The sequence below is a fragment of the Clostridium sp. SM-530-WT-3G genome (assembly GCF_012843905.1).
Taxonomy (GTDB): domain Bacteria; phylum Bacillota; class Clostridia; order Clostridiales; family Clostridiaceae; genus Clostridium.
The window spans coordinates 64825-88177 of record NZ_JABAGC010000002.1 but is presented as its reverse complement, the minus strand read 5'-3'; the positions used below and the strand labels follow the sequence as shown (position 1 = coordinate 88177).

25 protein-coding genes are annotated in these 23353 nt (G+C 29.8%); all 25 read right to left on the bottom strand.

Annotated elements, in window-relative coordinates; translation table 11 throughout:
• Nucleotides 1–48 precede the first annotated feature (48 nt).
• The 25 genes from HF850_RS01375 to pyrH all read right to left on the bottom strand — a co-directional run bounded on the left by HF850_RS01375 (nt 49) and on the right by pyrH (nt 23275).
• A complete protein-coding gene (locus HF850_RS01375) occupies nt 49–780 on the bottom strand; it encodes an ATP-dependent Clp protease proteolytic subunit (protein ID WP_169103696.1) in 732 nt (243 codons plus the stop codon).
• Between the two features lie 201 nt (nt 781–981).
• Complete coding sequence (locus tag HF850_RS01370; protein WP_169103695.1) at nt 982–1881, bottom strand: DMT family transporter; 900 nt, start codon at nt 1879–1881, stop codon at nt 982–984.
• Between the two features lie 8 nt (nt 1882–1889).
• Nucleotides 1890–2081, bottom strand: coding sequence for a hypothetical protein (locus HF850_RS16075; protein WP_206151554.1), 192 nt, complete (start codon nt 2079–2081; stop codon nt 1890–1892).
• A gap of 148 nt (nt 2082–2229) precedes the next feature.
• Nucleotides 2230–3435 carry an aspartate kinase gene (gene dapG / locus HF850_RS01360; protein WP_169103694.1) on the bottom strand — a complete coding sequence of 402 codons (1206 nt, stop codon included), beginning with the start codon at nt 3433–3435 and terminating at the stop codon, nt 2230–2232.
• 16 nt (nt 3436–3451) lie between these two features.
• The gene (locus tag HF850_RS01355; protein ID WP_169103693.1) at nt 3452–3733 is read right to left on the bottom strand and encodes a YlmC/YmxH family sporulation protein; all 282 of its coding nucleotides are present in this window, start codon (nt 3731–3733) and stop codon (nt 3452–3454) included.
• 67 nt (nt 3734–3800) lie between these two features.
• Nucleotides 3801–5108, bottom strand: a complete 1308-nt coding sequence (locus HF850_RS01350; RefSeq protein WP_169103692.1) for a pitrilysin family protein — start codon at nt 5106–5108, stop codon at nt 3801–3803.
• 46 nt (nt 5109–5154) lie between these two features.
• The gene (locus HF850_RS01345) at nt 5155–7257 is read right to left on the bottom strand and encodes a polyribonucleotide nucleotidyltransferase (RefSeq protein ID WP_169103691.1); all 2103 of its coding nucleotides are present in this window, start codon (nt 7255–7257) and stop codon (nt 5155–5157) included.
• A gap of 99 nt (nt 7258–7356) precedes the next feature.
• Complete coding sequence (gene rpsO, locus HF850_RS01340; protein WP_169103690.1) at nt 7357–7620, bottom strand: 30S ribosomal protein S15; 264 nt, start codon at nt 7618–7620, stop codon at nt 7357–7359.
• A gap of 120 nt (nt 7621–7740) precedes the next feature.
• Nucleotides 7741–8676, bottom strand: a complete 936-nt coding sequence (locus HF850_RS01335; RefSeq protein WP_169103689.1) for a bifunctional riboflavin kinase/FAD synthetase — start codon at nt 8674–8676, stop codon at nt 7741–7743.
• Nucleotides 8677–8698: 22 nt separating this feature from the next.
• Nucleotides 8699–9574 carry a tRNA pseudouridine(55) synthase TruB gene (gene truB, locus HF850_RS01330; protein ID WP_169103688.1) on the bottom strand — a complete coding sequence of 292 codons (876 nt, stop codon included), beginning with the start codon at nt 9572–9574 and terminating at the stop codon, nt 8699–8701.
• Complete coding sequence (locus HF850_RS01325) at nt 9571–10548, bottom strand: bifunctional oligoribonuclease/PAP phosphatase NrnA (RefSeq protein WP_169103687.1); 978 nt, start codon at nt 10546–10548, stop codon at nt 9571–9573. The genes truB and HF850_RS01325 overlap by 4 nt, the downstream gene beginning before the upstream one ends.
• Complete coding sequence (rbfA, locus tag HF850_RS01320) at nt 10548–10901, bottom strand: 30S ribosome-binding factor RbfA (protein ID WP_169103686.1); 354 nt, start codon at nt 10899–10901, stop codon at nt 10548–10550. The genes HF850_RS01325 and rbfA overlap by 1 nt, the downstream gene beginning before the upstream one ends.
• Nucleotides 10902–10914: 13 nt before the next feature.
• Complete coding sequence (infB, locus tag HF850_RS01315) at nt 10915–13017, bottom strand: translation initiation factor IF-2 (protein ID WP_169103685.1); 2103 nt, start codon at nt 13015–13017, stop codon at nt 10915–10917.
• Nucleotides 13018–13035: 18 nt separating this feature from the next.
• Nucleotides 13036–13353, bottom strand: coding sequence for a ribosomal L7Ae/L30e/S12e/Gadd45 family protein (locus tag HF850_RS01310; protein ID WP_169103684.1), 318 nt, complete (start codon nt 13351–13353; stop codon nt 13036–13038).
• Nucleotides 13346–13612, bottom strand: coding sequence for a YlxR family protein (locus tag HF850_RS01305; RefSeq protein WP_169103683.1), 267 nt, complete (start codon nt 13610–13612; stop codon nt 13346–13348). Before HF850_RS01305 ends, HF850_RS01310 begins: the two co-directional genes overlap by 8 nt.
• Before the next feature lie 12 nt (nt 13613–13624).
• The gene (gene nusA / locus HF850_RS01300) at nt 13625–14779 is read right to left on the bottom strand and encodes a transcription termination factor NusA (RefSeq protein WP_169103682.1); all 1155 of its coding nucleotides are present in this window, start codon (nt 14777–14779) and stop codon (nt 13625–13627) included.
• 18 nt (nt 14780–14797) lie between these two features.
• Nucleotides 14798–15259 carry a ribosome maturation factor RimP gene (gene rimP, locus HF850_RS01295; RefSeq protein WP_169103681.1) on the bottom strand — a complete coding sequence of 154 codons (462 nt, stop codon included), beginning with the start codon at nt 15257–15259 and terminating at the stop codon, nt 14798–14800.
• A 328-nt stretch (nt 15260–15587) separates the two neighbouring features.
• A complete protein-coding gene (gene ispG / locus HF850_RS01290) occupies nt 15588–16637 on the bottom strand; it encodes a flavodoxin-dependent (E)-4-hydroxy-3-methylbut-2-enyl-diphosphate synthase (protein ID WP_169103680.1) in 1050 nt (349 codons plus the stop codon).
• Between the two features lie 381 nt (nt 16638–17018).
• Entirely contained in the window at nt 17019–18029 is a 1011-nt protein-coding gene (locus HF850_RS01285; RefSeq protein ID WP_169103679.1) for a M50 family metallopeptidase, read from the bottom strand.
• 17 nt (nt 18030–18046) lie between these two features.
• Entirely contained in the window at nt 18047–19207 is a 1161-nt protein-coding gene (locus tag HF850_RS01280) for a 1-deoxy-D-xylulose-5-phosphate reductoisomerase (RefSeq protein ID WP_169103678.1), read from the bottom strand.
• 32 nt (nt 19208–19239) lie between these two features.
• A complete protein-coding gene (locus HF850_RS01275) occupies nt 19240–20208 on the bottom strand; it encodes an AI-2E family transporter (RefSeq protein ID WP_169103677.1) in 969 nt (322 codons plus the stop codon).
• Nucleotides 20209–20344: 136 nt separating this feature from the next.
• Nucleotides 20345–21139 carry a phosphatidate cytidylyltransferase gene (locus HF850_RS01270; protein WP_169103676.1) on the bottom strand — a complete coding sequence of 265 codons (795 nt, stop codon included), beginning with the start codon at nt 21137–21139 and terminating at the stop codon, nt 20345–20347.
• Between the two features lie 15 nt (nt 21140–21154).
• Nucleotides 21155–21913, bottom strand: a complete 759-nt coding sequence (locus tag HF850_RS01265) for an isoprenyl transferase (RefSeq protein WP_169103675.1) — start codon at nt 21911–21913, stop codon at nt 21155–21157.
• Nucleotides 21914–21993: 80 nt separating this feature from the next.
• Nucleotides 21994–22551: a ribosome recycling factor gene (gene frr, locus HF850_RS01260; protein WP_169103674.1), complete on the bottom strand. Its 558-nt coding sequence runs from the start codon at nt 22549–22551 to the stop codon at nt 21994–21996.
• A gap of 10 nt (nt 22552–22561) precedes the next feature.
• Nucleotides 22562–23275, bottom strand: a complete 714-nt coding sequence (gene pyrH / locus HF850_RS01255; protein WP_169103673.1) for a UMP kinase — start codon at nt 23273–23275, stop codon at nt 22562–22564.
• Nucleotides 23276–23353 lie beyond the last annotated feature (78 nt).

The following is a 23353-nucleotide window of genomic DNA, read 5'->3' as shown; positions in this document are numbered from 1 at the left end:
TAAAAATCGGCTATAGATTTTTTCTATAACCGAATAAATAACTTACAATCATTTATTTTTTATCATCTCGTTTAATTTATTTAAAGCTTCACTTATACCTCCAATTTCATCTATAAGTCCACATTCTACTGCCTGTTTTCCTATAAGAAGAGTACCTACATCATTCAAAAGGTCATTTGTTTTAAGCATAAATTCTTCAAGTGTTGATTTTTTTATATTAGAAGTTCTTACAATAAAATCATTAATTCTTTCTTGCATCTTTTTAAAATACTCAAATGTCTGTGCAACTCCTATTACAAATCCATTCATTCTAACAGGATGTACTATCATTGTTGCACTTGGTGTTATAAATGAATAATCAGAAGATGTTGCAAGTGGAACTCCTATTGAATGTCCTCCCCCTATTACAATAGACACTGTAGGTTTAGACATACTTCTTATCATTTCTGCTATTGCAAGGCCAGCTTCTACATCTCCACCAACAGTATTAAGAACTATAAGAACACCTTTTATCTTATCATTCTGTTCAATATCTATGAGCTGAGGTATTATGTGCTCATATTTAGTAGCTTTAGTTTGTGGTGGAAGTACAGAATGACCTTCAATTTGACCAATTATTGATAAGACAACTATATCTCTATCTGAATTTACTGATGAAGTATTTCCAAATTCTTTTATATTTTTCATTTTATCTTGAGCTTCAGAAGTTTTATTATTTTCATCTTTATTATCTTCATCACTCTCGCTAATTATACTTTTATTTTTTTCATTATCATCCATAAAATTATCCTCCTGTACTATTTTTATTTTGCACAGAAGAATAATTTTTTATTCACAACCTTATAATTTCTCAGGAAATTCTATAAATTTAACAACTATATTATCTTTTTAATAAACCTATTTATATTTAATTATATAACCACATTATATACAATCATGCTCTTATCAAATAGTATTATAGATTTTCAATATCTAAAAACATTAATTATTACTTATTGATTTATTAGGCAATTGTGCCGATATTATTGCTATAAACACCAATACACACCCGCAAAATTCTTTTATTGAAAGTACTTCCCCCAAAAGAATCCATCCAGATAATGCTGCAAATACAGATTCTAGACTCATTATTAAAGCTGCTATAACCGGGCTTGTATATTTCTGTCCAATGATTTGTAATGTATATGCTATCCCTGACGACATCACACCTGCATATAAGATAGGACCATATGCATTTAATAAACTTGTCATACTAGGATTCTCAAAAAGAATCATAGGAATCATTCCTAATATACCTGCTACAAAAAATTGAATACATGACATTCTTACTCCATCAACAAATGGTGAAAATTTATCTATAAGAATAATATGCATAGAAAAGCAGAATGCACAAGCAAGTATAAGAAAGTCTCCTTTTCGTATATTAAAATTTTCATTTATACATAGTAAATATAATCCAACAAGTGAAACAGCTGCACATATCCATACTCTTCCTTGTACTTTCTTCTTAAACACTATTCCCAATATAGGAACTATAATAATATATAAAGCAGTTATAAAGCCAGATTTCCCTACTGTTGTATATTGAATTCCTATCTGTTGAAAACTGCTTGCTACAAATAAAACTATTCCACACAATATTCCTCCTATAATGAGTTCTTTCCTCTGGGACTGATTTTTTTCACAATTTTCTTTTTTATTTAATCTATCCAACAAATAAATACATGGAATCAAAAAGACACCACCAATAATATATCGCACTGCTATAAACGTAAATGGTCCTACATACTCCATTCCTACACTCTGTGCCACAAATGCCGTCCCCCATATAAATGCAGTAAGCATAAGAATAGCGTTTCCTTTTATTCTGCTCTTATTCATATTGCCTCCTATATTACTTTTTCATATATTTTGAACCAATCTAATCCATACATACCTAACTCTAAATCTATACTATCTAAATATTTATACCCCGTTTTTTCATATAATTTTATTACTGGCATATTATTATTAAGATCATCATATAATTTTTCTAGTTCATCTAAATTTTTAATAACTCCCTTTTTAATTTCTAATTTCAATTATCTTTTCCCCATTTCTTATTGTGTAAACACACACCACTTAATTATACCCTAATATGTAATTTTATTCAAAATGTATACAAAAATAAACAGCATATATACATTGATCAATGCATATATGCTGTTTATTTAATATACTAGATTTATATTAATTTTCTCCTACAGAAAAAGCTTTATGAAGAATATTTATTGCATTTATAGCATCTTTTGAATAAACCAAACACCATATAGTCATATGTGAGTCTGCTGTTTGAAGAACTTCTATATTATTTTCACTCAAAGACTTAATTATTCTTGCCATAACTCCTGGAATACCCTTCATTCCAGAACCTATAACAGAGATTTTACTACATTCTTCAATTAGGTTATATTTAAATTTTTCTTTATTTAATAATGTTTTCACTAAATCTTTATCACTTTTATTGATTGTAAATACCTGATTATCTGGGAATATATTAATTAAATCAAGACTTACATTATTAGCTGCAAGGAGGTCTAATATATCATTATATTTTTCATTTTCTTTATTATCAGCCTTACTAATAGATACTTGAATCCTATCTCCCTGACTTGTTATTCCAGACATTATTCTTCTATGGCTTCTGTCTCCAAAATTATTAATAAGAGTTCCCTTGCAATCATTCATTGTATTCTTAATAAGCAATGGTACATTTCCTTCCATAGCTATTTCTACAGCTCTAGGATGTATTACCTTTGCTCCTTGATCTGCAAGCTGGAATACTTCATTGTAACTTATTACATCTATTAAATCTGCATCTTTTACTATTCTTGGGTCAGCAGTCATTATTCCGTCAACATCTGTATATATTTCTATCATAGAAGCATTTAAAGCTACTCCAAGAAGTGATGCTGATGTATCGCTTCCCCCTCTTCCAAGTGTAGTTAAAAATCCTTCCTTAGTTACACCTTGAAATCCTGTTACTACTGGCACTATTCCTTGAGATATCATTTCTAGTATTCTTTTAGGTTCTACATTTAAGCATCGTGCATCAGTAAAATTATTATCTGTTATAATACCTGCCTGACCGCCTGTAAGTGGAACTGCATTTATTCCTGCATTATATAAATCATGGCACATAACAACTGAACTTATTGTTTCTCCACAACACATAAGTAAGTCTTGTGCAAGCTTATTTGAATCTTTAAATTCTTCCTTAATAAGTGATAATAATGTATCTGTTGCATAAGGAGCCCCTTTTCTTCCCATTGCAGATACAACTACTACTGGACTATAACCATTTTTAATAGCCGTTTTAACTTTTTCAATTACTTTCTTTCTATTTTCTTCTGTTGAAACTGAAGTTCCCCCAAACTTTTGTACAATTATCTTCATTATTGTTCCTCCTAATTTATAGCTTAACTTTCTTTACATTCTCCTCATCCGCATCTATTATTATAGTCCTTGCACCAATCTTTTTCACGCAACTCCAAGGAATTTCAAGAAAATCTTTGCTATTAAAAAAACTAAACTTCCCACTGCTTAAGTTTACTATAAGATATTTAAAATTACCATCATCATCTATAATTAAATCATTATTTAATAAATAATCATATTTTTCGCCATCATTTATATTAATAAGCTCATATTTCTCTATGTCACTTAAATATTTAATATTACTTTCTTCACTCATAAAAAATACCTCCTTATAATGCTCATAACATAATATGAAGCAAGGAGGCGTATTATTACAATATTTATTAAATTTCTATTTTTCCATTAATATTAGAATTATCATATGCTTTAGCATTTTTTAATATTATAGAATCAAGTTTGTCACATTCTACATCTTGCCCTACATATGCTGCATTTAATATACCTGTTTTAAAACAGCTATCCAAAACATATTGTATATCATCTTTATCTATATTATCTATCATGTCTATAACTTCTTCTTGAGTTCTTATAGAATTCTTGAACAGATAACGTTTTGCATTTGCAAACATTCTAGAACTTGTGCTTTCAAGCCCTAAAATATAATTAGCTTTAATCTTTTCTTTATTTATTTCAAGCTGTCTGTCAGTTATACCATTCTTAACAAATAAATTAAGTTCTTTATTTATAACTTCCAGTGCCTTTTCTCCATAATTTTTATTTAAACCTGCATAAATATTTAAAGTTCCAACTCCTTGAAATGGTTGTAGATATGAACCTATTGAATAACACAATCCTAATTCTTCACGAACCTTTTGAAATAGTATAGATGATGCTCCATTCCCAAAAATATTATTCAAAAGAACTAATGAATAATTATTTTTGTCAGCATAAGGCAATCCTTTTAATCCTAATGAAATATGAAGCTGCTCTATTTCCTTTTTACCATATGCAGATCCTACTTGTATTATTGAATTTCCATAGTCAACAATATTTTTATTTTTACATTCCCATGAACCAAAATACTTTTCTATTAAATCTCTTAATTCATCATCTTTAAAATTACCGCATATTGAAATCACAGAATTATAAGGTGTATATTTTTCTTCTATAAACTTCACTATCTTTTCTCTTGTAAATGACTTAACCAAGTCTATTGTACCAAGAATAGGATTTCCTAAAGGGTCATTTCCATAACATGCTTTTGAATAAACATCATCCAAAACATCCTCTGGAGAATCCTGACTCATATTTATTTCTTCTATTACAACACCTTTTTCCTTTTCAATTTCTTCTGGATCAAACTTCGCATTTAATAATATATCAGAAAGTATATCAAGCGATAAATCAATATGAGTATTTAAGGCTTTAATGTAATAACATGTGGCTTCTTTACTTGTAAAGGCATTAATCTGTCCACCCACATTTTCGATTTCTTCCATAATACCTTTTGAAGTTCTCTTATCTGTCCCTTTAAAGAACATATGCTCTATAAAATGAGAGATTCCGTTTACATCTTGGCTCTCATTTCTAGAACCGTTCTGAACCATAACACCAATACTTATTGAATTTAAGTGCTCAATTTTTTCTGTTACAACTCTTAGTCCATTTTTAAGTGTATATGTGTTATACATGATATTTAGCCTCCTCATTCTAAAAAAAGGCAATTAAAATTGCCCTTTACTTATCTTCTTTATTTTCTTGTTGTTCTAATACATCTTTTCTTGAAAGATTTATTCTACCTTGGTTGTCAATATCAGTTACTTTAACTAAAATTTCATCTCCAACAGAAACAACATCTTCAACTTTTTCTACTCTTTCTTTTGCAAGCTTAGAAATGTGTACTAATCCTTCTTTTCCAGGTAATACTTCAACGAATGCTCCAAATGCAGCAATCTTTGTTACCTTTCCTAAATAAACTTCTCCAGCTTGAACTTCTTTAGTTAATCCTTCAATTATCTTAATAGCAGCATTTACGCCATCATGATCTGAAGAACTTACGTATACTGTTCCATCTTCTTTTATATCTATCTTAACACCAGTATCTGCAATTATCTTATTGATAACTTTACCACCAGCTCCGATTACATCTCTAATCTTATCTGGATTAATATGCATCATTTCAGTCTTAGGAGCATAAATTGATACATCTTTTCTTGGTGCACTTATACATTCATTTATCTTATCTAAGATAAATAATCTTGCTTTTCTAGCATCTCTTATAGCATTTTCAACTACATTGAAGCTGAAACCTTGAAGCTTTGTATCAACTTGGATTGATGTAATACCTTCAGTTGTCCCTGCTACCTTAAAGTCCATATCTCCAAAGAAATCTTCGATTCCTTGAATATCTGTGATTACTTGTTCTTGAGTTAAATCTTCCGATGTTATTAATCCCATAGCAATACCTGCTGCTGGTCTCTTTATTGGAACACCTGCATCTAATAATGCTAATGTTGATCCACATACTGATGCTTGTGAAGTAGATCCATTTGAACTTAACACTTCAGAAACTAATCTTATAGTATATGGGAATTCTTCTTCAGATGGAATTAATGGTTCAAGAGCTCTTTCAGCTAATGCTCCATGACCAATTTCTCTTCTTCCTGGTCCTCTAAGTGGTTTAACTTCACCAACACTATATCCTGGGAAATTATAATGATGCATGTATCTCTTTGATTCTTCATCAATACCATCTAATATTTGAACTTCACTTACAGATCCAAGTGTTGCAACTGTCATTACTTGAGTTAACCCTCTTGTAAATAATCCTGTTCCATGAGTTCTTGGAAGTATTCCTACTTCACATGATATTGGTCTTACTTCATCAAATGCTCTTCCATCAGGTCTACGCTTTTCATTTAAAAGCATATTTCTAACAATCTTCTTCTGCATTGTATAAAGAACTTCTTTAATATCAGCCATATTATCAGCATACTTTTCAGCAAATTCTTCGTTTACCTTTTCATTTACTGCATCTATAGCCGCATTTCTTTCATCCTTATCCATTATGTACATTGCTTCTTTGACCATATCAAATGCAAAGTCCTTAACATCTTTTTCAAGTTCTTCATTCACAGAATATAATACTGGAACATCTTTCTTTTTACCGAATTTAGCCATAGCTTCTTCTTGGAAAGCAATTATCTTTTGACATTCATCAAATCCATACTTAATAGCTTCGATCATAGTATCTTCTGGTATTTCGTTTCCACCAGCTTCTATCATCATTACCTTTTCCTTAGTAGCACATACTGTTAAATGAAGTATACTTTCTTTTCTTCCTTCTTCATTAGGATTTGTAACAAAGTTACCATCTATTAATCCTACTTGTACTGCAGCAGCTGGAATTGTATATGGAATACTTGATAAGCATAATGCAAGAGATGCTGCATTTATTGCTAATATTTCTGGTAAATTGTCTTTTTCAACTGACACTACAGTGCTAACAACTTGAACATCATTTCTATATCCCTTTGGAAATAAAGGTCTGATTGTTCTGTCAACAGCTCTACCATTTAATATAGCTTTCTCAGATGGTCTACCTTCTCTTTTGATAAATCCACCTGGGATTTTACCTACTGCATATAATCTTTCTTCATATTCAACACTTAATGGGAAGAAATCAATTCCTTCTCTTGGTTCTTCACTTGCATTAACATTTGTCATAATTACAGTATCACCATAACTAGTAAACGTTGCTGCATTAGATAACATACCTGTTTTCCCAAATTCAACCTTCAATTCTCTTCCAGCGATTTCAGTACTTAGAACGTTATTCATAAACTGTGACCTCCCTTCAGGTTCATCTTATTATTTTATACTTTTTTTTACAATTTGTATTTTTTTAAAATAATAGAGCGGAAAACTCCGCTCTAAAAATTATCTTCTTAAACCTAATTCTTTGATTAAAGTTCTGTATCTTTCGATATCTTGATCAGCTAAATAGTTTAAAAGACCTCTTCTTTGACCAACCATCTTTAATAAACCTCTTCTTGAGTGGTGGTCTTTTTTGTGAACTTTAAAGTGTTCTTGTAAAGAGTTTATTCTTTCAGTTAATAAAGCTACTTGAACTTCTGGAGAACCAGTATCTCCTTCACTTCTACCGTACTTTTTGATTATTTCTAATTTTGTTGCCTTATCCATTATAAGTGCACCTCCGTGTAATTATATTCATTATCCCCTAGTTCCAAGTAAAAAGATGGCACCTTCAAACATAGCACTAGGTTCACGAGTAATTATATCAAAAGTAATGATTATTGTAAACTATATTCTTAAACTCGACATATAATTCTGTCTCTCTGCAAAACTTTTATCTTTTTCAAGCTGATCCTTTAATTCATCTATTCCATTAAATTTTATATTTTCGCGGATTTTCTTTATAAAATTTACTTCTATATACTTTTCATATATATCTTCACTAAAATTCAATATATAAGTTTCAATAGTCAGGACTTTACCGCCTACAGTTGGATTATATCCAATTGACGTAATTCCCTTATATAGTTTATTATTTACCTTAATATTAGTATAATATACGCCATCTGCAGGTAAAATAAATTTTTCATCATAAGACAAATTTGCTGTCGGAAATCCTATAGTTCTTCCTATTTGTTTTCCATGGGTAACAGTTCCTTTTAAAGAATAAGGTCTATCAAGCATTTTGTATGCACCTTCTACATTACCTTCTTCGATAGCTTTTCTTATTCTAGTACTACTTATAACTTCATTTTTATATGCACAAGGTTCCATAACATATAATTCATAGTTATACTTCTTCTGTAATCTTCTTAATAACTCTATGTCTCCTGAATTTTTATATCCAAATTTATAATTGAATCCAACTATAATTCCTTTAGCATTGAATTTTTCTACTAACATTTTTATAAATTCCTCTGGATTAATTTTCATAAATTCATCATTAAATTCTTGAAAATATACAATGTCAACTCCATAAGCATTTAAAATCTGGACTTTTTCTTCATTATTCATTAATAATTTAGGACTACTTTCTTTATTTATCAAAAAACGAGGATGATTTTTAAAAGTATAAATCATACTCTTTCCATTATTTTTATCAGCTTCATCCTTTGTCTTCTGTATTAAAGACAAATGTCCTAAATGTAATCCATCAAAACTACCTAAAGCTATATAATTATCAAAAGATTGTATACTATCTGTATTTCCATCTATAACAATCATTCTATGACTCCTAATTCTTAATTTACATTAACAATTTTTCTATCTTAAAACCTTTATCATCCTGTTTTCCAAGACCAATAAATAAGCCTTTATCATCATAAACTCGATACAGCAAATCTTTTTCCCTATGCTCATTTGTAAGTCTTTTATCAAAAACCTTTACTCCATTTATTAGTAGTTTAGTAAATGAACTATTAATCACAAGTTTAGGATAAAATTTCAAAGCATCTTCTATAGATATTAGATATTCCTGTATATTTTCTTCTGTTAAATCTTCAACATTTACACTATCTTCCTGATTAAATACAGATGTTTCACTTCTGTTAAGTTCAGTCATAGTTGCTCCAACATTAAGTTTTTCTCCTATATCAAAACATAAACTCCTTATATATGTACCTTTAGAACAGCTTACTTTCATATATACATACGGTAATTCTATTTTTATATCTTCTATGTTAAGGATATGAATTCTTCTTCCTTGTCTCTCAACTTCAATACCTTGTCTTGCAAGGTCATAAAGTCTTACACCATTTTGTTTTAATGCACTATACATAGGAGGAACTTGATCATATTCTCCAATAAAAGATAAAACTGCATCTTTTACTTCCTGCTCTGTAAGAAATGAAGTATCCTTCTTTTCTATTACTTCTCCTTCAAGATCATATGTAGTAGTCTTTACTCCAAGAAGAAATTTAACTTCATACGTCTTGTTGCAATTCATTATATAATCTATTGTTTTCGTTGCTTTTCCTAATGCAACAGGAAGTACTCCTGTTGCTTCTGGATCCAATGTTCCTGTGTGTCCAACTTTTTTTTCATGAGCTAAAAATTTAATTTTCCTAACTACATCAAAAGAAGACATTCCTTTGTTTTTATATACATTTAATATTCCATTCATATCTGCATTTCATCCTTTAATGCCTTTAAAAGATTTTCTTTAGCCTCTTCAAGACCTACACCTTTCTGCATAGCACCTGATGCTTTAACATGTCCGCCACCGCCGAATTTTTCGGCTACATTTCTAACATCCACATTATTTTTAGATCTAAGACTTATTTTTACTCCTTCATCTACTTCCTTAAGAAGTATAGATACTTCTACACCTTTTATTCCAAGGCCAATTGAAATAATGTCTGAAGTATCAGCATTAGGTAAATTGAATTCTTCAAGCATACCTTTAGGAATTTCCAAAACAGCTACTTTATTATCAAGTTCAAGCTTTATATTAGATAAGACACTTCCCATTAATTTAACTTTTTCAAAAGGCTTATTATCAAAAAGACTGCTGTGTATACTACTATTATCTATTCCATTTTCTATAAGCTCAGCTGCAATATTATGAGACCTTTTTGTAACATTAGAATGTCTAAATGATCCAGTATCTGTTACTATTCCTGTATATATTGCTGTGCTTATCTCTATAGTTTCCTTAGTTTTAAGACTGAAATCAATCCCTAGTTCTTTCATTAATAAATATGAAAGTTCACATGTTGCTGCTGCCTTTGGGTCTACATAGTTAATTGTTCCATAATTATCATTAGAAATATGGTGGTCTAAATTAATTATCGTTCCACTATAATTTTCTAGGTCTGCTGAAATTCTTTCAACATTACCACAATCTAAAACTATAACTAAATCTGTTCCTTCTTTAGGCTCACATACAGTTCCATCTACTTCTTCGCTAAAAGTAATATAAGAGAAGTTATCACTGATAACATCTCTTGATATTACATAAGCGTCTTTTCCTAGATATCTAAGTCCAATAAGAAGCCCTAATGTGCTTCCTATAGCATCTCCATCAGGAGATGTATGAAATGATAATCCAATCTTTTCTGCCTTTAAAATTTCTTCCTTTATTTCTCTAAATTGCATTATTTCTTGCTGCTTATTTTTTGAATTAGCTCATCCATATGCATTCCATAGTTTATAGAATCATCTAATTCAAATAATATTTCTGGAGTGTGTCTTAAGTTAATTGATTGGCCTACACTTTTTCTTATAAATCCACTTGCACTCTTTAAAGCTGCAAGATTAGTTTTCTTTTCTTCTTCATCATTACAGAATATGCTTACATAAACTTTAGCATATCTTAAATCCTTAGTAACTTTTACATCAGTAACTGATATCATAGCTGTTATTCTAGGATCTTTTATTTCATTTTGAATTAAACTACTAATTTCTCTTTTGAACTCTTCATTAATTCTTCCGCCTCTATAGTTTGCCATAGCACATCACCTCTTAAAGTTCTTTTCTTTGAATTGCCTCCATCATGAAGCATTCAATGATGTCGCCTTCCTTAATATCATTAAACTTATCTACGCTTAATCCACATTCATATCCTGCTGCAACTTCTTTAGCATCATCTTTGAATCTCTTTAATGAAGATAAAGTTGATTCGAATATAACAATCCCTTGTCTTATAACTCTAACTTCAGCATTTCTTCTAAGTTTTCCACTTTGTACATAACATCCTGCTATAGTACCAACATTAGAAATCTTATAAGTTGTTCTTACTTCTGCAGTTCCAAGAATTACTTCCTTATATTCAGGTTCAAGCATTCCTATCATAGCTTTCTTAATATCTTCTATTGCATCATATATAATTCTGTAAGTCTTAATATCTACGCCTTCTTTTTCAGCTAGAGCTGATGCATTATTATCAGGTCTTACATTAAATCCTATTACAAGTGCATTTGATGCTGCTGCAAATGTTATATCTGTTTCTGTTATAGCTCCAACAGCTCCAAGTATAACTCTTACTTTTACATCATCAGTAGAAAGTTTTTCTAATGATTGTTTTATAGCTTCAACTGAACCTTGAACATCTGCTTTTACAATTATAGATAATTCTTTTACTTTTCCTTCTTGAATTTGGCTATATAAGTCTTCTAATGAAACTCTGTGGTTAGCCATTTGAGTTTCTGATTTTAATTTTTCTTTTCTTGCTTCAGCCATGTTTCTTGCAGTCTTTTCATCTTTAACTTGGTTAAATCTGTCTCCTGCTTCTGGTACTTCTGAAAGACCTAAAACTTCAACTGGAATTGAAGGTCCTGCTGATTTAATCTTCTTTCCTGTATCATCAAACATTGCTCTTATTCTACCATATGTTGAACCAACTAAAATTGAATCACCAACATGTAATGTACCATTTTGAACTAATAAACTTGCTACAGCACCTCTACCTTTATCAAGTTTAGCTTCAATTACAGTACCAACAGCTCTTCTATTTTTGTTTGCTTTAAGCTCAAGCATTTCAGCACTTAAAAGAACCATTTCTAATAATTTATCAATGTTTAAGTTTTGTTTTGCAGAAACTTCTTCAGATATTACATCTCCACCCCAAGATTCTACAAGTAATCCTTCTTCAGCTAATTCTTGTTTAACTCTGTCTGGATTTGCACCTGGCTTATCAATCTTATTTATAGCAACAACCATTGGAACTCCTGCTGCTTTACAGTGAGCAATAGCTTCTTTTGTTTGAGGCATTATACCATCATCGGCTGCAACAACTAATATAACTATATCTGTAACTTGAGCTCCTCTTGCTCTCATAGCTGTAAATGCTTCGTGTCCTGGAGTATCTAAGAATGTAATTTTTTCTCCATCTATAGTTATAGTATAAGCACCAATATGCTGAGTGATTCCACCAGCTTCTGAAGCTGTAACTCTTGATTTTCTTATACAGTCAAGTAATGAAGTCTTACCATGGTCAACGTGTCCCATAACAGTTACTATTGGTGGTCTCTTTTGAAGATTTTCTTCATCATCTTCTTCAATTTCAAGCTCTTCTAATTCTTGACTTTCTTCTTTCTTTTCTACTAATACATTATATTCTGCACATACTTTTTCTGCTGTAGCAAAATCAATTTCTTGGTTAATTGCAGCCATAACACCAGTGAAAATTAGTGTTCTGATAACTTCATTTGAAGGTTTATTTAACTTTTCAGCTAATTCCTTTACTGTTATGCTGTCACCTATTTCTATTATTTGAGTTTCTTCCATATTTCTGCTTACCTCATCCTTCAAAGATTCTTCTTTATGTTGTTTATTCTTTTTCTTTTTCTTTTTCTTTTTGCCTTTATTTAATTCATCGGCTAATTGATCTTCGTATTCATCTACGATATTTTTCTTTTTATTATCTTTATCGGCACTTGCTTCTGCTTTTGAGTCATTATTAGAATTCCCATTTAGAAGTTCTTTTATTAATGCAGCATCTTCATCTTCAATCGTGCTCATATGATTTTTAACTTCTACATTAAATTCTTCTTTTAATAAATTAATTAGTTCCTTAGAACCTATATTTAATTCTTTTGCTAATTCATGTACTCTTATTTTTGACATGCAGTCACCCCCGTTTTATTATCTATCCATATATTTTTCCTCCTCGTATAAGCTTAATAATTTTTTTGCTATCCCTTCGTCCAATACGCCTAGTAGCATAACTTCCTTACGACCAAGTGCATTTCCCAAATCTTCTTTTAAGAAATCTTCAATATATGGTATATTATTGGCTTCACAGTGTTTTTTAAACTTACTTTTTGATTTATCTGATAAATTTTTAGACATAATAAACAAATAAATTTTAGTACTATTTCTATAGTCATCACACTTACTATAGCCTTCTAGCAGATTATTTGATTTTTTTGCTATACTTAAAAAGTTAAAAAATTTATTCATTTTCTATTTCTTCCTTTAGTTTATCATAAATTTCATCACTTATCTGTGTTTCAAGATTTCTACTAAGTCTTTTTGCTTTGTATGCTTTTTCAAAACATTCAATATTTCTGCATACATATGCTCCTCTTCCTGATTTTTTACCAGTTAAGTCTACACAAATTTCTCCTTCTGGAGTCTTTACAATTCTTATTAGTTCTTTCTTTGGTTTCATTTCCATGCAGCCTGTGCACATTCTTAAAGGAATTTTTTTAACCTTCATTAGAAAGCACCTCTATTCTTCGTTTTCATCTATTGAAGCTTCTAAATCTAATAAATCATTAGAATCTTCATTTTCGATTTCAACGTCAGTATTTAATAACTTCTCTTCTTCTGCATCTAATTTCTCTTTTTGTGATTTACTCTTTATATCTATCTTCCAGTTTGTAAGTTTAGCTGCAAGTCTAACATTTTGACCTTCTTTACCTATTGCTAAAGAAAGTTGATTGTCATCAACTACAACTTTTGCACATTTGTTTTCTTCATCTACTTCAACTGAAAGTACTTTTGCTGGGCTTAATGAATTTGCTATAAATTCAGCTGGATCTTTGCTCCATTTAATTATATCTATTTTTTCATTTTTAAGTTCATTTACTATATTTTGAACTCTTACTCCCTTAGGACCAACACATGCTCCCATTGCATCAACTTCTGGGTCATTTGAGAATACTGCAATTTTACTTCTTGATCCTGCTTCTCTTGAAATACTCTTAATTTCAACTACTCCGTTGAATATTTCTGGAACTTCAAGTTCAAATAATCTCTTAACTAAACCTGGATGAGTTCTTGAAACATGTATTTGAGGACCCTTGCTTCCATTTTTTACTTCAACTATATATAGTTTTAACTTTTCATTAAAGTTATATTCTTCATGTGGAATTTGTTCATTTGGTCCTATAACACCTTCTAATTTTCCTAAATTAACAAAAACCATTCCTTTGTCTTTTCTTAAAATAGTTCCTGTAATTATATCAAATTCTTGTTCTTTGTATTCATCATATATTATATTTCTTTCAGCTTCTTTGATTCTTTGTGTTACAACTTGTTTTGCAAGCTGAGCTGCAACTCTTCCAAAATTCTTTGGTGTAACTTCTAAGTCAACAACATCATCAACTTCATATTTTGGACTTATAGCTTTTGCTTCTTCTATTGAGATTTCTGTAACATCATCATATACTTCATCTACAACAACTTTTTGAGCATATACTCCAATTTCTCCTGTTTCTCTATCTATAGTCACTTTAACATTTTGCGCATTTGTATTAACATTAGCATAATTTTTCTTATAAGCTGCAACTAATGCATCTTGTATTGTTGTGAAAAGTAAATCTTCACATATACCTTTTTCCTTTACTAGTTCTCTAAGAGCACCTACAAACTCTTCATTCATTTTAAAAACCCTCCTTAATTATACTTCCCCTTCAAGATTTGCACTTTTAATCTTGTCATTTGTTATTTTGAATTCTTTATCGCTTTCAACCACAATAAAATCATCATTTACTTCTTTTAGAATACCTTTTACACTTTTTTGGCCATCAATTGATCCATTAAATTTTACTAATATTTCTTTTCCAAGTACTTTTTCAAAGTGCTTCTTAGTATATAACATTCTAAAAAGACCTGGTGAAGAAACTTCTAAGTAATAAGCACTTTCAATTGGATCTTCAGCATCTAATACTTCACTTACTCTTCTTGATACAGCTTCACAATCGTTTAACGATACTCTACCTTCTTCTTTATCTATATATATTCTTAAATAAAAATCACCATTTTCCTTTACATACTCAACGTAATATAATTCATATGATAATTCTGAAGTAATAGGCTCAACTATCTTTTCGATTTTTTCAACTAATGCATTTTTATCCATGTTTTTTCTTCCCCTCGCTTTCATCATAATAAAATTACATAACAAATATATTTTTAGTTTACGCAATTTTAAAATTTGTAATCAAAAACGCAACTATCTTTGTAGAAGTTGCGTTACAAACAGAAAGAGCGGGTAAACTTTTTCCCACTCCTTTTTACTCTATTAGAATTAAATTCTATTTATATGTTAGCACATTTTTTAAATTAATACAATACCAATATTAAATTCCTAATACACAGCTCGATTATAAACTCACTTATGGCCTTGACTTCATAAAGAAAAAATCAAAAATTTTTATATTAATTAACACAAATAAAAGGAACTAAAATTATAGTTTATCAACCTCTTCCATAAGAGCATCAATAAGATCTTCTTCCTTGACCTTTCTTATAATCTCACCTTTTTTAAAGATTATACCTTCGCCTATTCCACCAGCAATACCGATATCTGATTCTCTTGCTTCTCCTGGTCCATTTACAACACACCCCATTACAGCAACCTTTATATCTTTATTACATTCAGCTAGTCTTTTTTCAACTTCTTCTGCAATCTTTATTAAATTAATCTGTGTTCTTCCACATGTAGGACATGATACAAATTCTACTCCACCTTTTCTTAATCCTAATGATCTTAGAATCTCTTTAGCTACCTTTATTTCTTCTATTGGATTACTTGTTAATGATACTCTTATAGTATCACCAATACCTTCAGCTAAAAGAGTTCCAATTCCTACGCTTGATTTAATAGTTCCCATCTGAACTGTTCCAGCTTCAGTTACACCTAAATGAAGAGGATAATCACATTTTTGTGCAACTAATCTATAACATTCAATCATCATAGGAACATTAGATGATTTTATAGAAATTACAATATCATGAAAATCTAAATCTTCTAATATTTTCACATGTCTTAATGCACTTTCAACTAATCCTTCTGCATTAACTGTTCCATGCTTTTCTAAAATATCTTTTTCTAAAGACCCTGAATTTACACCTATTCTTATTGGGATATTTTTTTCAGTACATTTTTCTGCAACAGCTTTTATCCTATCTACACTTCCAATATTTCCCGGATTGATTCTAAGTGCAGATACTCCATTTTCTATTGCTTTTAATGCTAATCTATAATCAAAGTGTATATCTGCAACTACTGGAATAGGAGATTTCTCTGTAATTTCTTTTAATTTCTCAGCATCTTCCATATCTAAAACTGCGCATCTTATTATTTGGCATCCAGCATTATAAAGTTCTTTGATTTGTTTTAATGTTGCCTCAACATCTTTAGTTTTTGAGTTTGTCATAGATTGTATTGATACTGGAGCATCTCCACCTACATATACATTTCCCACTTTAACTTTTCTGCTAGTTCTTCTTTCCATGTATCTTCACCTCTTATTTATTCAGCATATATATTGAATCTATAATTATTTCTAATCTGATGTTGTAATTATATATCTTTATAGTATTGTTGTAAACTTTATAGTTTTATCACCATTTTTTAGTTATTACTTAATCCATATACCATCATCTTTAAAAGTTCGATCTGAACATCTGATATCCCAGTAAAGCTGCTGTTCATACCTAAAATATATTAAAGATATAATATAACTTTTTATATCACTTTTATTGCAAATAAATTTCAATATATATATCAATAAAATTACTTCTGATACAAATACTTAACCTAAGATTTCAATTACAAACAAAAAAATCCCGTTTATCAATTTTCAGTTGATAAACAGGATTTTTTTATTTATACATTAGAAATTTACTGGGAATAATATATCCTTTGCTGTTACAAGAATCATAAGACCTATTAATATTGCAAAACCAATATAATTAAGTGCCCCTACAATCTTATCTGGAACTTTTCTTCTTGTTATTAGCTCAATTAATAATATTACAGTCCAGCCTCCATCTAATGCTGGGAATGGTAATAAATTAAATACAGCAAGGTTAACACTTAAAAAAGCAGTGAAGTATAATAAAGGCCATATACCTGCTTTAGCTGTTGCTGCAGACATTTTTACAATAGTAACTGGTCCACCCACATCAGTCTTTAAGTTTGCCTTTCCTGTAAATATCATTCCAAGTCCTTTAAATGTTTGAGATACAAGCGATGCAGTCTGTTTAAAACTTTGCTCAAAACTAGTTAAAAGTCCTGGATTTTGAACTCTTTCAAAAGACACACCTATTTTATATTGATTATTTTCATCTAATCCAGGTGTAACTGTTAATTCTTTCTTCTCACCATTACTTTCAATAATCATTTCTACTGGCTTCCCATATGATAATAATACACCTGCCGAAATATCATCTTGAGTAAAAACTTTAAGCCCATTTACCTTCAAGAACTTATCTCCATCTCGAATACCACTTTCATAAGCTGGAGATCCTTGAACAACATTCATAGCCTCAGTTTTTGTATACCCAAAATTACTTATAAAAGCTGTAAATATGCATATTGCAAGAATATAATTCATTATTACCCCTGCAACTATTATTGTAATTCTTCTAAGTGGTGATTTAGCTGAAAAGCTATCTGGATCTTCACTTTCATCTTCTTCACCAAGCATTTTTACATATCCACCTATAGGAAGTATTCCTAATGAATATTTAGTATCCTTGTATTGTTTAGAAATTATCTTAGGTCCCATACCAATTGAAAATTCCTCAACCTTTACACCATTTATCTTAGCTAATGTAAAATGACCTAGTTCATGAACAAATATCAGAACTCCAAAAGCTAATATAGCTAAAATTATATACATATATCTTCTCTTCCTCCTTAATTGGCATTTTCTATTACATATGCCTTAACCCTTTTGTCTAAATCAATAATATTTTCTAATGTCAATTCTTTTCTTCCATCCTCCTCAAAATTTCTCATAGCCATTTCTATAAGCTGTGGAATTCTAAGAAAACTTATTTTTTCATCTAAAAACAATTCTACTGCAGCTTCATTTGCACCATTTAATATAGTAGGCATAAGTCCACCCTTTTTGCCAGCTTCAAATGCAAGCTTCAAGCATTTAAATGTATCTATATCAGGTTTTTCAAAAGTAAGCTGAGCTATTTCATAAAAATCTATAGTATCTGCTACAAGTTCTTTTCTTTCCTCATAATTCAGTGCATATTGTATAGGAAGCCTCATATCTTGAGCTCCGAGCTGTGCTATTATACTTCCATCAATATACTCCACCATTGAATGAATAATACTTTGTGGATGTACTAATACTTGAATATTATCATAATCACAATCAAAAAGCCAATGAGCCTCTATTACTTCAAGTCCTTTATTCATGAGAGTTGCTGAATCTATAGATATCTTTCTTCCCATATTCCATTTTGGATGCTTTAATGCATCTTCCACTCTAATATTAGTTAATTCTTCTGTAGTTTTACCTCTAAAAGGCCCTCCTGATGCAGTTAAAATTATTTTTCTTAATGTATCAAGGCTATTTTCTTTCAACGACTGCTCAATAGCACTATGTTCAGAATCTACTGGAAGAATTTTAACATTATGTTCTTTTGCTGCCTTCATTACAATTTCGCCAGCAACTACTAGTGTTTCCTTATTTGCAAGAGCAATATCCTTTCCAGCTTCTATGGCTTTTATAGTTGGTTCTAATCCTATCATACCAACTACAGATGTCACTACTATGTCAATTTCATCTAAAGTTGCTATTTTATTTAATCCTTCAATTCCATCAAGGACTATAATATTTTTATTATTTTTATTACAATATAATCTTACTTCTTCAGCTGAATTTTTATCCATCATACCAACATACTTTGGATTAAATTCTTCTATTATTTCAGTTATTTTTCTTACTGATGTGTTTGCAGTAATCCCTATTAATTCTAATTTTTCACTTGAATTTCTTAGTACATCAAGAGTTTGAGTTCCTATAGAACCTGTGACCCCTAGTATCGAAAGTTTTCTCATTTTTTAATTCCCTCCTAAAATATACAAATACATCACTCAGTACTGTATATTATTTCTTTTGCAATAATACTATACATGGGCCCAGCTATCATTCCAAGTATACCAAATATATTCATTCCTACATAAATAGATATTAAAATTACAAGAGGATGAATATCTAATTTAGCTCCTAAAAATTTAGCTTCTAGCACTTCTCTAACTACCTGTATTAATATATATAAGCATACAAGCCCAATTGCAGTAATATACTTTTTCATTATAATATTGTATATTATAATTGGAATAAATACAATTATAGTTCCAACATAGGGAAGTATATCTAATACACCACATACTATTCCAAGCATAAAACCATTAGGTATACCAAGTATTGTAAACCCAACAATTATCTCAAATATAGAAATCAAAACTAGAATACCTTCAATAACAATCATATGTTTAAAATTATTTTTGTGGTTCATAAACTTATTTGTAAGATTCTTTGGAAAAAGAAGTTCAAATATTTCAATTATATATTTTCTATCCACAAGTATAAAATATGTGCATATATTAGCCATAAAATAAGCTAATATCATTTCCCCAGTACTTATAGCACCTTGTCTTAACCCCTTATCACTTATTATTGAAAATACACTTTTGCCTATCTTCAAATTACTTATATCAACATTTAAAGCCATTGATATATCTTTAATTAATGTATTTATAAACTCCAAGTTCTTACTATATATATTCTTTCCTAAATTAAAGATTTCATTTCCCAAATATATTATAAAAAGTATCAGTAATATATTTATAATCGCTATACATAAAGCTCCTGATATCTTTTCTGGTATGTTCAAATTATTCATAAGTCCATATATTGGGGCACAGATTATAGCCATAATTAAAACTAAAATAAATGGTTTAAAATAATATTTTATAAATAAAGTTATGCATGCAAATACGAGAAAACAAATTAATAAAGAAATTAGTTTTTTATATGATGTTAAAATTTTATTCACCCCCAAATATAAATTTATTTTCTATAAATTATATGCATTTTATTTCTTCTTAAAACTTAGGTAAAATTAATACAAAATAAAAAATCATAAATTTCTAATGGACAATAAAATTTCCATTAGAAATTTATGATTTAAATTATATTTTCACAATAAATGTTAAGTAATAAAATATTACTGTTGCTGAAAATATTATACTGTCAAATCTATCAAGAATACCACCATGACCTGGAATAAGATTACTATAATCTTTTATTCCCACATATCTTTTTATAGAAGACGCAACCAAATCTCCAAATTGACCAAAGATTCCACATAAAGCTCCTATAAGAAAGTAATGAATTACAGGCATTACGTTTGTATATCTTGAAATTATAATCCCATATATTCCACTGAATATTGTTGCTCCAATAAGCCCTCCTATAGAACCTTCTACTGTTTTCTTAGGTGATACCTTTGGACATAATTTATGTTTTCCAAAAAATCTTCCACTATAATATGCTGCAGTATCAGAAAGCCATGAACCAATAAATATAAGCCATACTAAAAATGCTCCTGATGGTTTAGCATTTACTAAATATACAGTGCTAAATAATATACCGCCATACATAAACCCAAGCAATGTCAAAGATATATCTATAAATGTATACTTAAGATTTATTACAGGAATTATAAGTAATATAAATGTAGCAGCAACTAATATATACATCATCTTCTCAAAGTTATTATTTATAAGATAATATAAAATTAAAAGAGCATAACCAGCTATTGCTACAGGTTTAAATTCTTTTGCCTTAAGTGCATTATAAAATTCCCACATAGCCATTAGAGATAATGCAAAAATAAAGCATTTGAGATATATTCCTCCAAGAAAAATAAAAATTATAAATGGAGCAATCATTGCTGCACCTAAATATCTATTATTAGATTTCAAAGTACACACTCCCTTCTACTTAACTTTTCCAAAACGTCTATCTCTATTTTGAAAATCGTATATCGCACGTCTTAAATCTTCTTCTTTAAAATCTGGCCAATTTATATTAGAATACCAGAATTCCGAATATGCACACTGCCATAATAAGAAATTACTTAATCTTTGCTCACCAGATGGTCTTATAATTATATCTGGATCTGGAATTCCACTAGTATATAAATAACTACTTATAAGCTCTTCATTAATATCTTCTTCAGAAATCTTATTTTTATTAATATCTTCTGTAATAAGCTTAAATGCTCTAACTATCTCAGCTCTTCCACCATAGTTTAATGCAAAGTTAAGATTAATTGTAGTATTATTTTTAGTAGTTTCTAAAGCCTCATGAAGAGCAACTTGACATTCTTCTGGAAGTCTTGTAATGTCTCCTAAGACGTTCATCTTCACACCATTTTCATTACATTCTTTTAATTCTTTTTTTAAATATGTAACCAAAAGCTTCATTATACCTCTAACTTCTTCCTTAGGCCTTGCCCAGTTTTCAGTTGAAAATGCATATAATGTTAAGTTTTTAACACCTAATCTAACAGCTTCCTTAAGTACTATTCTAATTGTTTCAACTCCTGCTTTATGTCCCATACCTCTTGGAAGACCTCTTTCTTTAGCCCATCTTCCATTACCATCCATAATTATTGCAATATGATTAGGTATTCTATCCATATCTAATACAATATCTTGATTTTCACTTTCTTTTGATTTAAATAACTTTAACATCATTTCCCCCCTATACATAAGGTAAAGATAATTTATCAATATTAATTAAAAAACCTGCTAAAAGCAGGTTTTTTTGAGAATTATACAGACATAACCTCTTTTTCTTTTGCTGTTATTATAACATCTATTTCTTTAACTACTGCATCAGTTTTCTTTTGAACTTGATCTTCGCCTTTTTTAATTTCATCTTCTGATATATCAGAATCTTTCTTTAATGCTTTAATCTTATCATTAGCATTCTTTCTTATAGATCTTATAGCTACTTTAGCATCTTCTCCTGTTTTCTTAACCTTCTTAACAAGAGCTTTTCTTGTTTCTTCTGTTAATTCAGGAACAACTAGTCTTATTACTGAACCATCATTTGATGGGTTCATGCCTAAATCTGATTTTAATATTGCTCTTTCAATATCTTTTAATAATGGTTTTTCCCATGGAGTTATCATAAGCACTCTTGGTTCTGGAGCTGAAACATTTGCCACTTGGCTTAGTGGACACATGCTTCCATAATACTCAACTTGAATCTTATCAAGCATTGTAGGATTTGCTCTTCCAGCTTTCATTGTCGCTAAGTCTTCTTCTAGTACAGAAATTGTCTTATGCATTTTTTCTTCTGCAGTTTTAATAATGTCTTTAATCATGATATACCTCCTATTTTTTTGATACTAATGTACCTATTGGTTCACCGTAAATAGCTTTTTTAATATTACCAGGCTCATCTAAAGCAAATACAAGTATTGGCATTTCGTTATCCATACATAATGAAGTTGCTGTTGAATCCATAACTTGTAATCCTTGTTCTAATACTTCTATATATGATAGTTTATCATATTTTTTAGCATCTGAATACTTATGAGGATCTTTATCATATACTCCATCAACTTTTTTAGCTAATAAAATAACATCAGCTTCTATTTCCGCCGCTCTAAGTGCTGCAGTAGTATCAGTTGAGAAATAAGGATTACCTGTACCAGCTGCAAATATAACTACTCTTCCTTTTTCTAAGTGTCTCATTGCTCTTCTTCTTATAAATGGTTCTGCTATTTCTTTCATTTCTATAGCAGTTTGCACTCTTGTCTTAACACCAACTTGTTCTAATGAATCTTGAAGTGCTAAAGCATTAATGCAAGTAGCCATCATTCCCATATAATCAGCAGTAGTTCTATCCATACCTTCACCACTTCTGCCTCTCCATATGTTTCCTCCGCCGACAACAGCACCTACTTCAACTCCCATGTCAACAAGTTCTTTTATTTCTAATGCAATTCTCTTACAAACATTAAAATCAAACCCGAATCCATTTGTTCCAGCTAAAGCTTCTCCTGAAAGTTTTAATATTACTCTCTTGTATTTACATTCTGACATTTCAAATTACCTCCTGATATATTAAAAAGCTCATATTAATTTTTATGTATATTTTCAAAAAAAGAGAACACAAAGTGT

Excerpts from the sequence above, each read along its gene's own strand:
- HF850_RS01375 (WP_169103696.1), bottom strand. The coding sequence starts at position 780 with ATGGATGATAATGAAAAAAATAAAAGTATAATTAGCGAGAGTGATGAA.
- HF850_RS01370 (WP_169103695.1), bottom strand. The coding sequence starts at position 1,881 with ATGAATAAGAGCAGAATAAAAGGAAACGCTATTCTTATGCTTACTGCA.
- dapG (WP_169103694.1), bottom strand. The coding sequence starts at position 3,435 with ATGAAGATAATTGTACAAAAGTTTGGGGGAACTTCAGTTTCAACAGAA.
- HF850_RS01355 (WP_169103693.1), bottom strand. The coding sequence starts at position 3,733 with ATGAGTGAAGAAAGTAATATTAAATATTTAAGTGACATAGAGAAATAT.
- HF850_RS01350 (WP_169103692.1), bottom strand. The coding sequence starts at position 5,108 with ATGTATAACACATATACACTTAAAAATGGACTAAGAGTTGTAACAGAA.
- HF850_RS01345 (WP_169103691.1), bottom strand. The coding sequence starts at position 7,257 with ATGAATAACGTTCTAAGTACTGAAATCGCTGGAAGAGAATTGAAGGTT.
- rpsO (WP_169103690.1), bottom strand. The coding sequence starts at position 7,620 with ATGGATAAGGCAACAAAATTAGAAATAATCAAAAAGTACGGTAGAAGT.
- HF850_RS01335 (WP_169103689.1), bottom strand. The coding sequence starts at position 8,676 with ATGATTGTTATAGATGGAAATACAGATAGTATACAATCTTTTGATAAT.
- truB (WP_169103688.1), bottom strand. The coding sequence starts at position 9,574 with ATGAATGGAATATTAAATGTATATAAAAACAAAGGAATGTCTTCTTTT.
- HF850_RS01325 (WP_169103687.1), bottom strand. The coding sequence starts at position 10,548 with ATGCAATTTAGAGAAATAAAGGAAGAAATTTTAAAGGCAGAAAAGATT.
- rbfA (WP_169103686.1), bottom strand. The coding sequence starts at position 10,901 with ATGGCAAACTATAGAGGCGGAAGAATTAATGAAGAGTTCAAAAGAGAA.
- infB (WP_169103685.1), bottom strand. The coding sequence starts at position 13,017 with ATGTCAAAAATAAGAGTACATGAATTAGCAAAAGAATTAAATATAGGT.
- HF850_RS01310 (WP_169103684.1), bottom strand. The coding sequence starts at position 13,353 with ATGAATAAATTTTTTAACTTTTTAAGTATAGCAAAAAAATCAAATAAT.
- HF850_RS01305 (WP_169103683.1), bottom strand. The coding sequence starts at position 13,612 with ATGAAGGTTAAAAAAATTCCTTTAAGAATGTGCACAGGCTGCATGGAA.
- nusA (WP_169103682.1), bottom strand. The coding sequence starts at position 14,779 with ATGAATGAAGAGTTTGTAGGTGCTCTTAGAGAACTAGTAAAGGAAAAA.
- rimP (WP_169103681.1), bottom strand. The coding sequence starts at position 15,259 with ATGGATAAAAATGCATTAGTTGAAAAAATCGAAAAGATAGTTGAGCCT.
- ispG (WP_169103680.1), bottom strand. The coding sequence starts at position 16,637 with ATGGAAAGAAGAACTAGCAGAAAAGTTAAAGTGGGAAATGTATATGTA.
- HF850_RS01285 (WP_169103679.1), bottom strand. The coding sequence starts at position 18,029 with ATGTATATAATTTTAGCTATATTAGCTTTTGGAGTTCTGATATTTGTT.
- HF850_RS01280 (WP_169103678.1), bottom strand. The coding sequence starts at position 19,207 with ATGAGAAAACTTTCGATACTAGGGGTCACAGGTTCTATAGGAACTCAA.
- HF850_RS01265 (WP_169103675.1), bottom strand. The coding sequence starts at position 21,913 with ATGTTAAAGTTATTTAAATCAAAAGAAAGTGAAAATCAAGATATTGTA.
- frr (WP_169103674.1), bottom strand. The coding sequence starts at position 22,551 with ATGATTAAAGACATTATTAAAACTGCAGAAGAAAAAATGCATAAGACA.
- pyrH (WP_169103673.1), bottom strand. The coding sequence starts at position 23,275 with ATGTCAGAATGTAAATACAAGAGAGTAATATTAAAACTTTCAGGAGAA.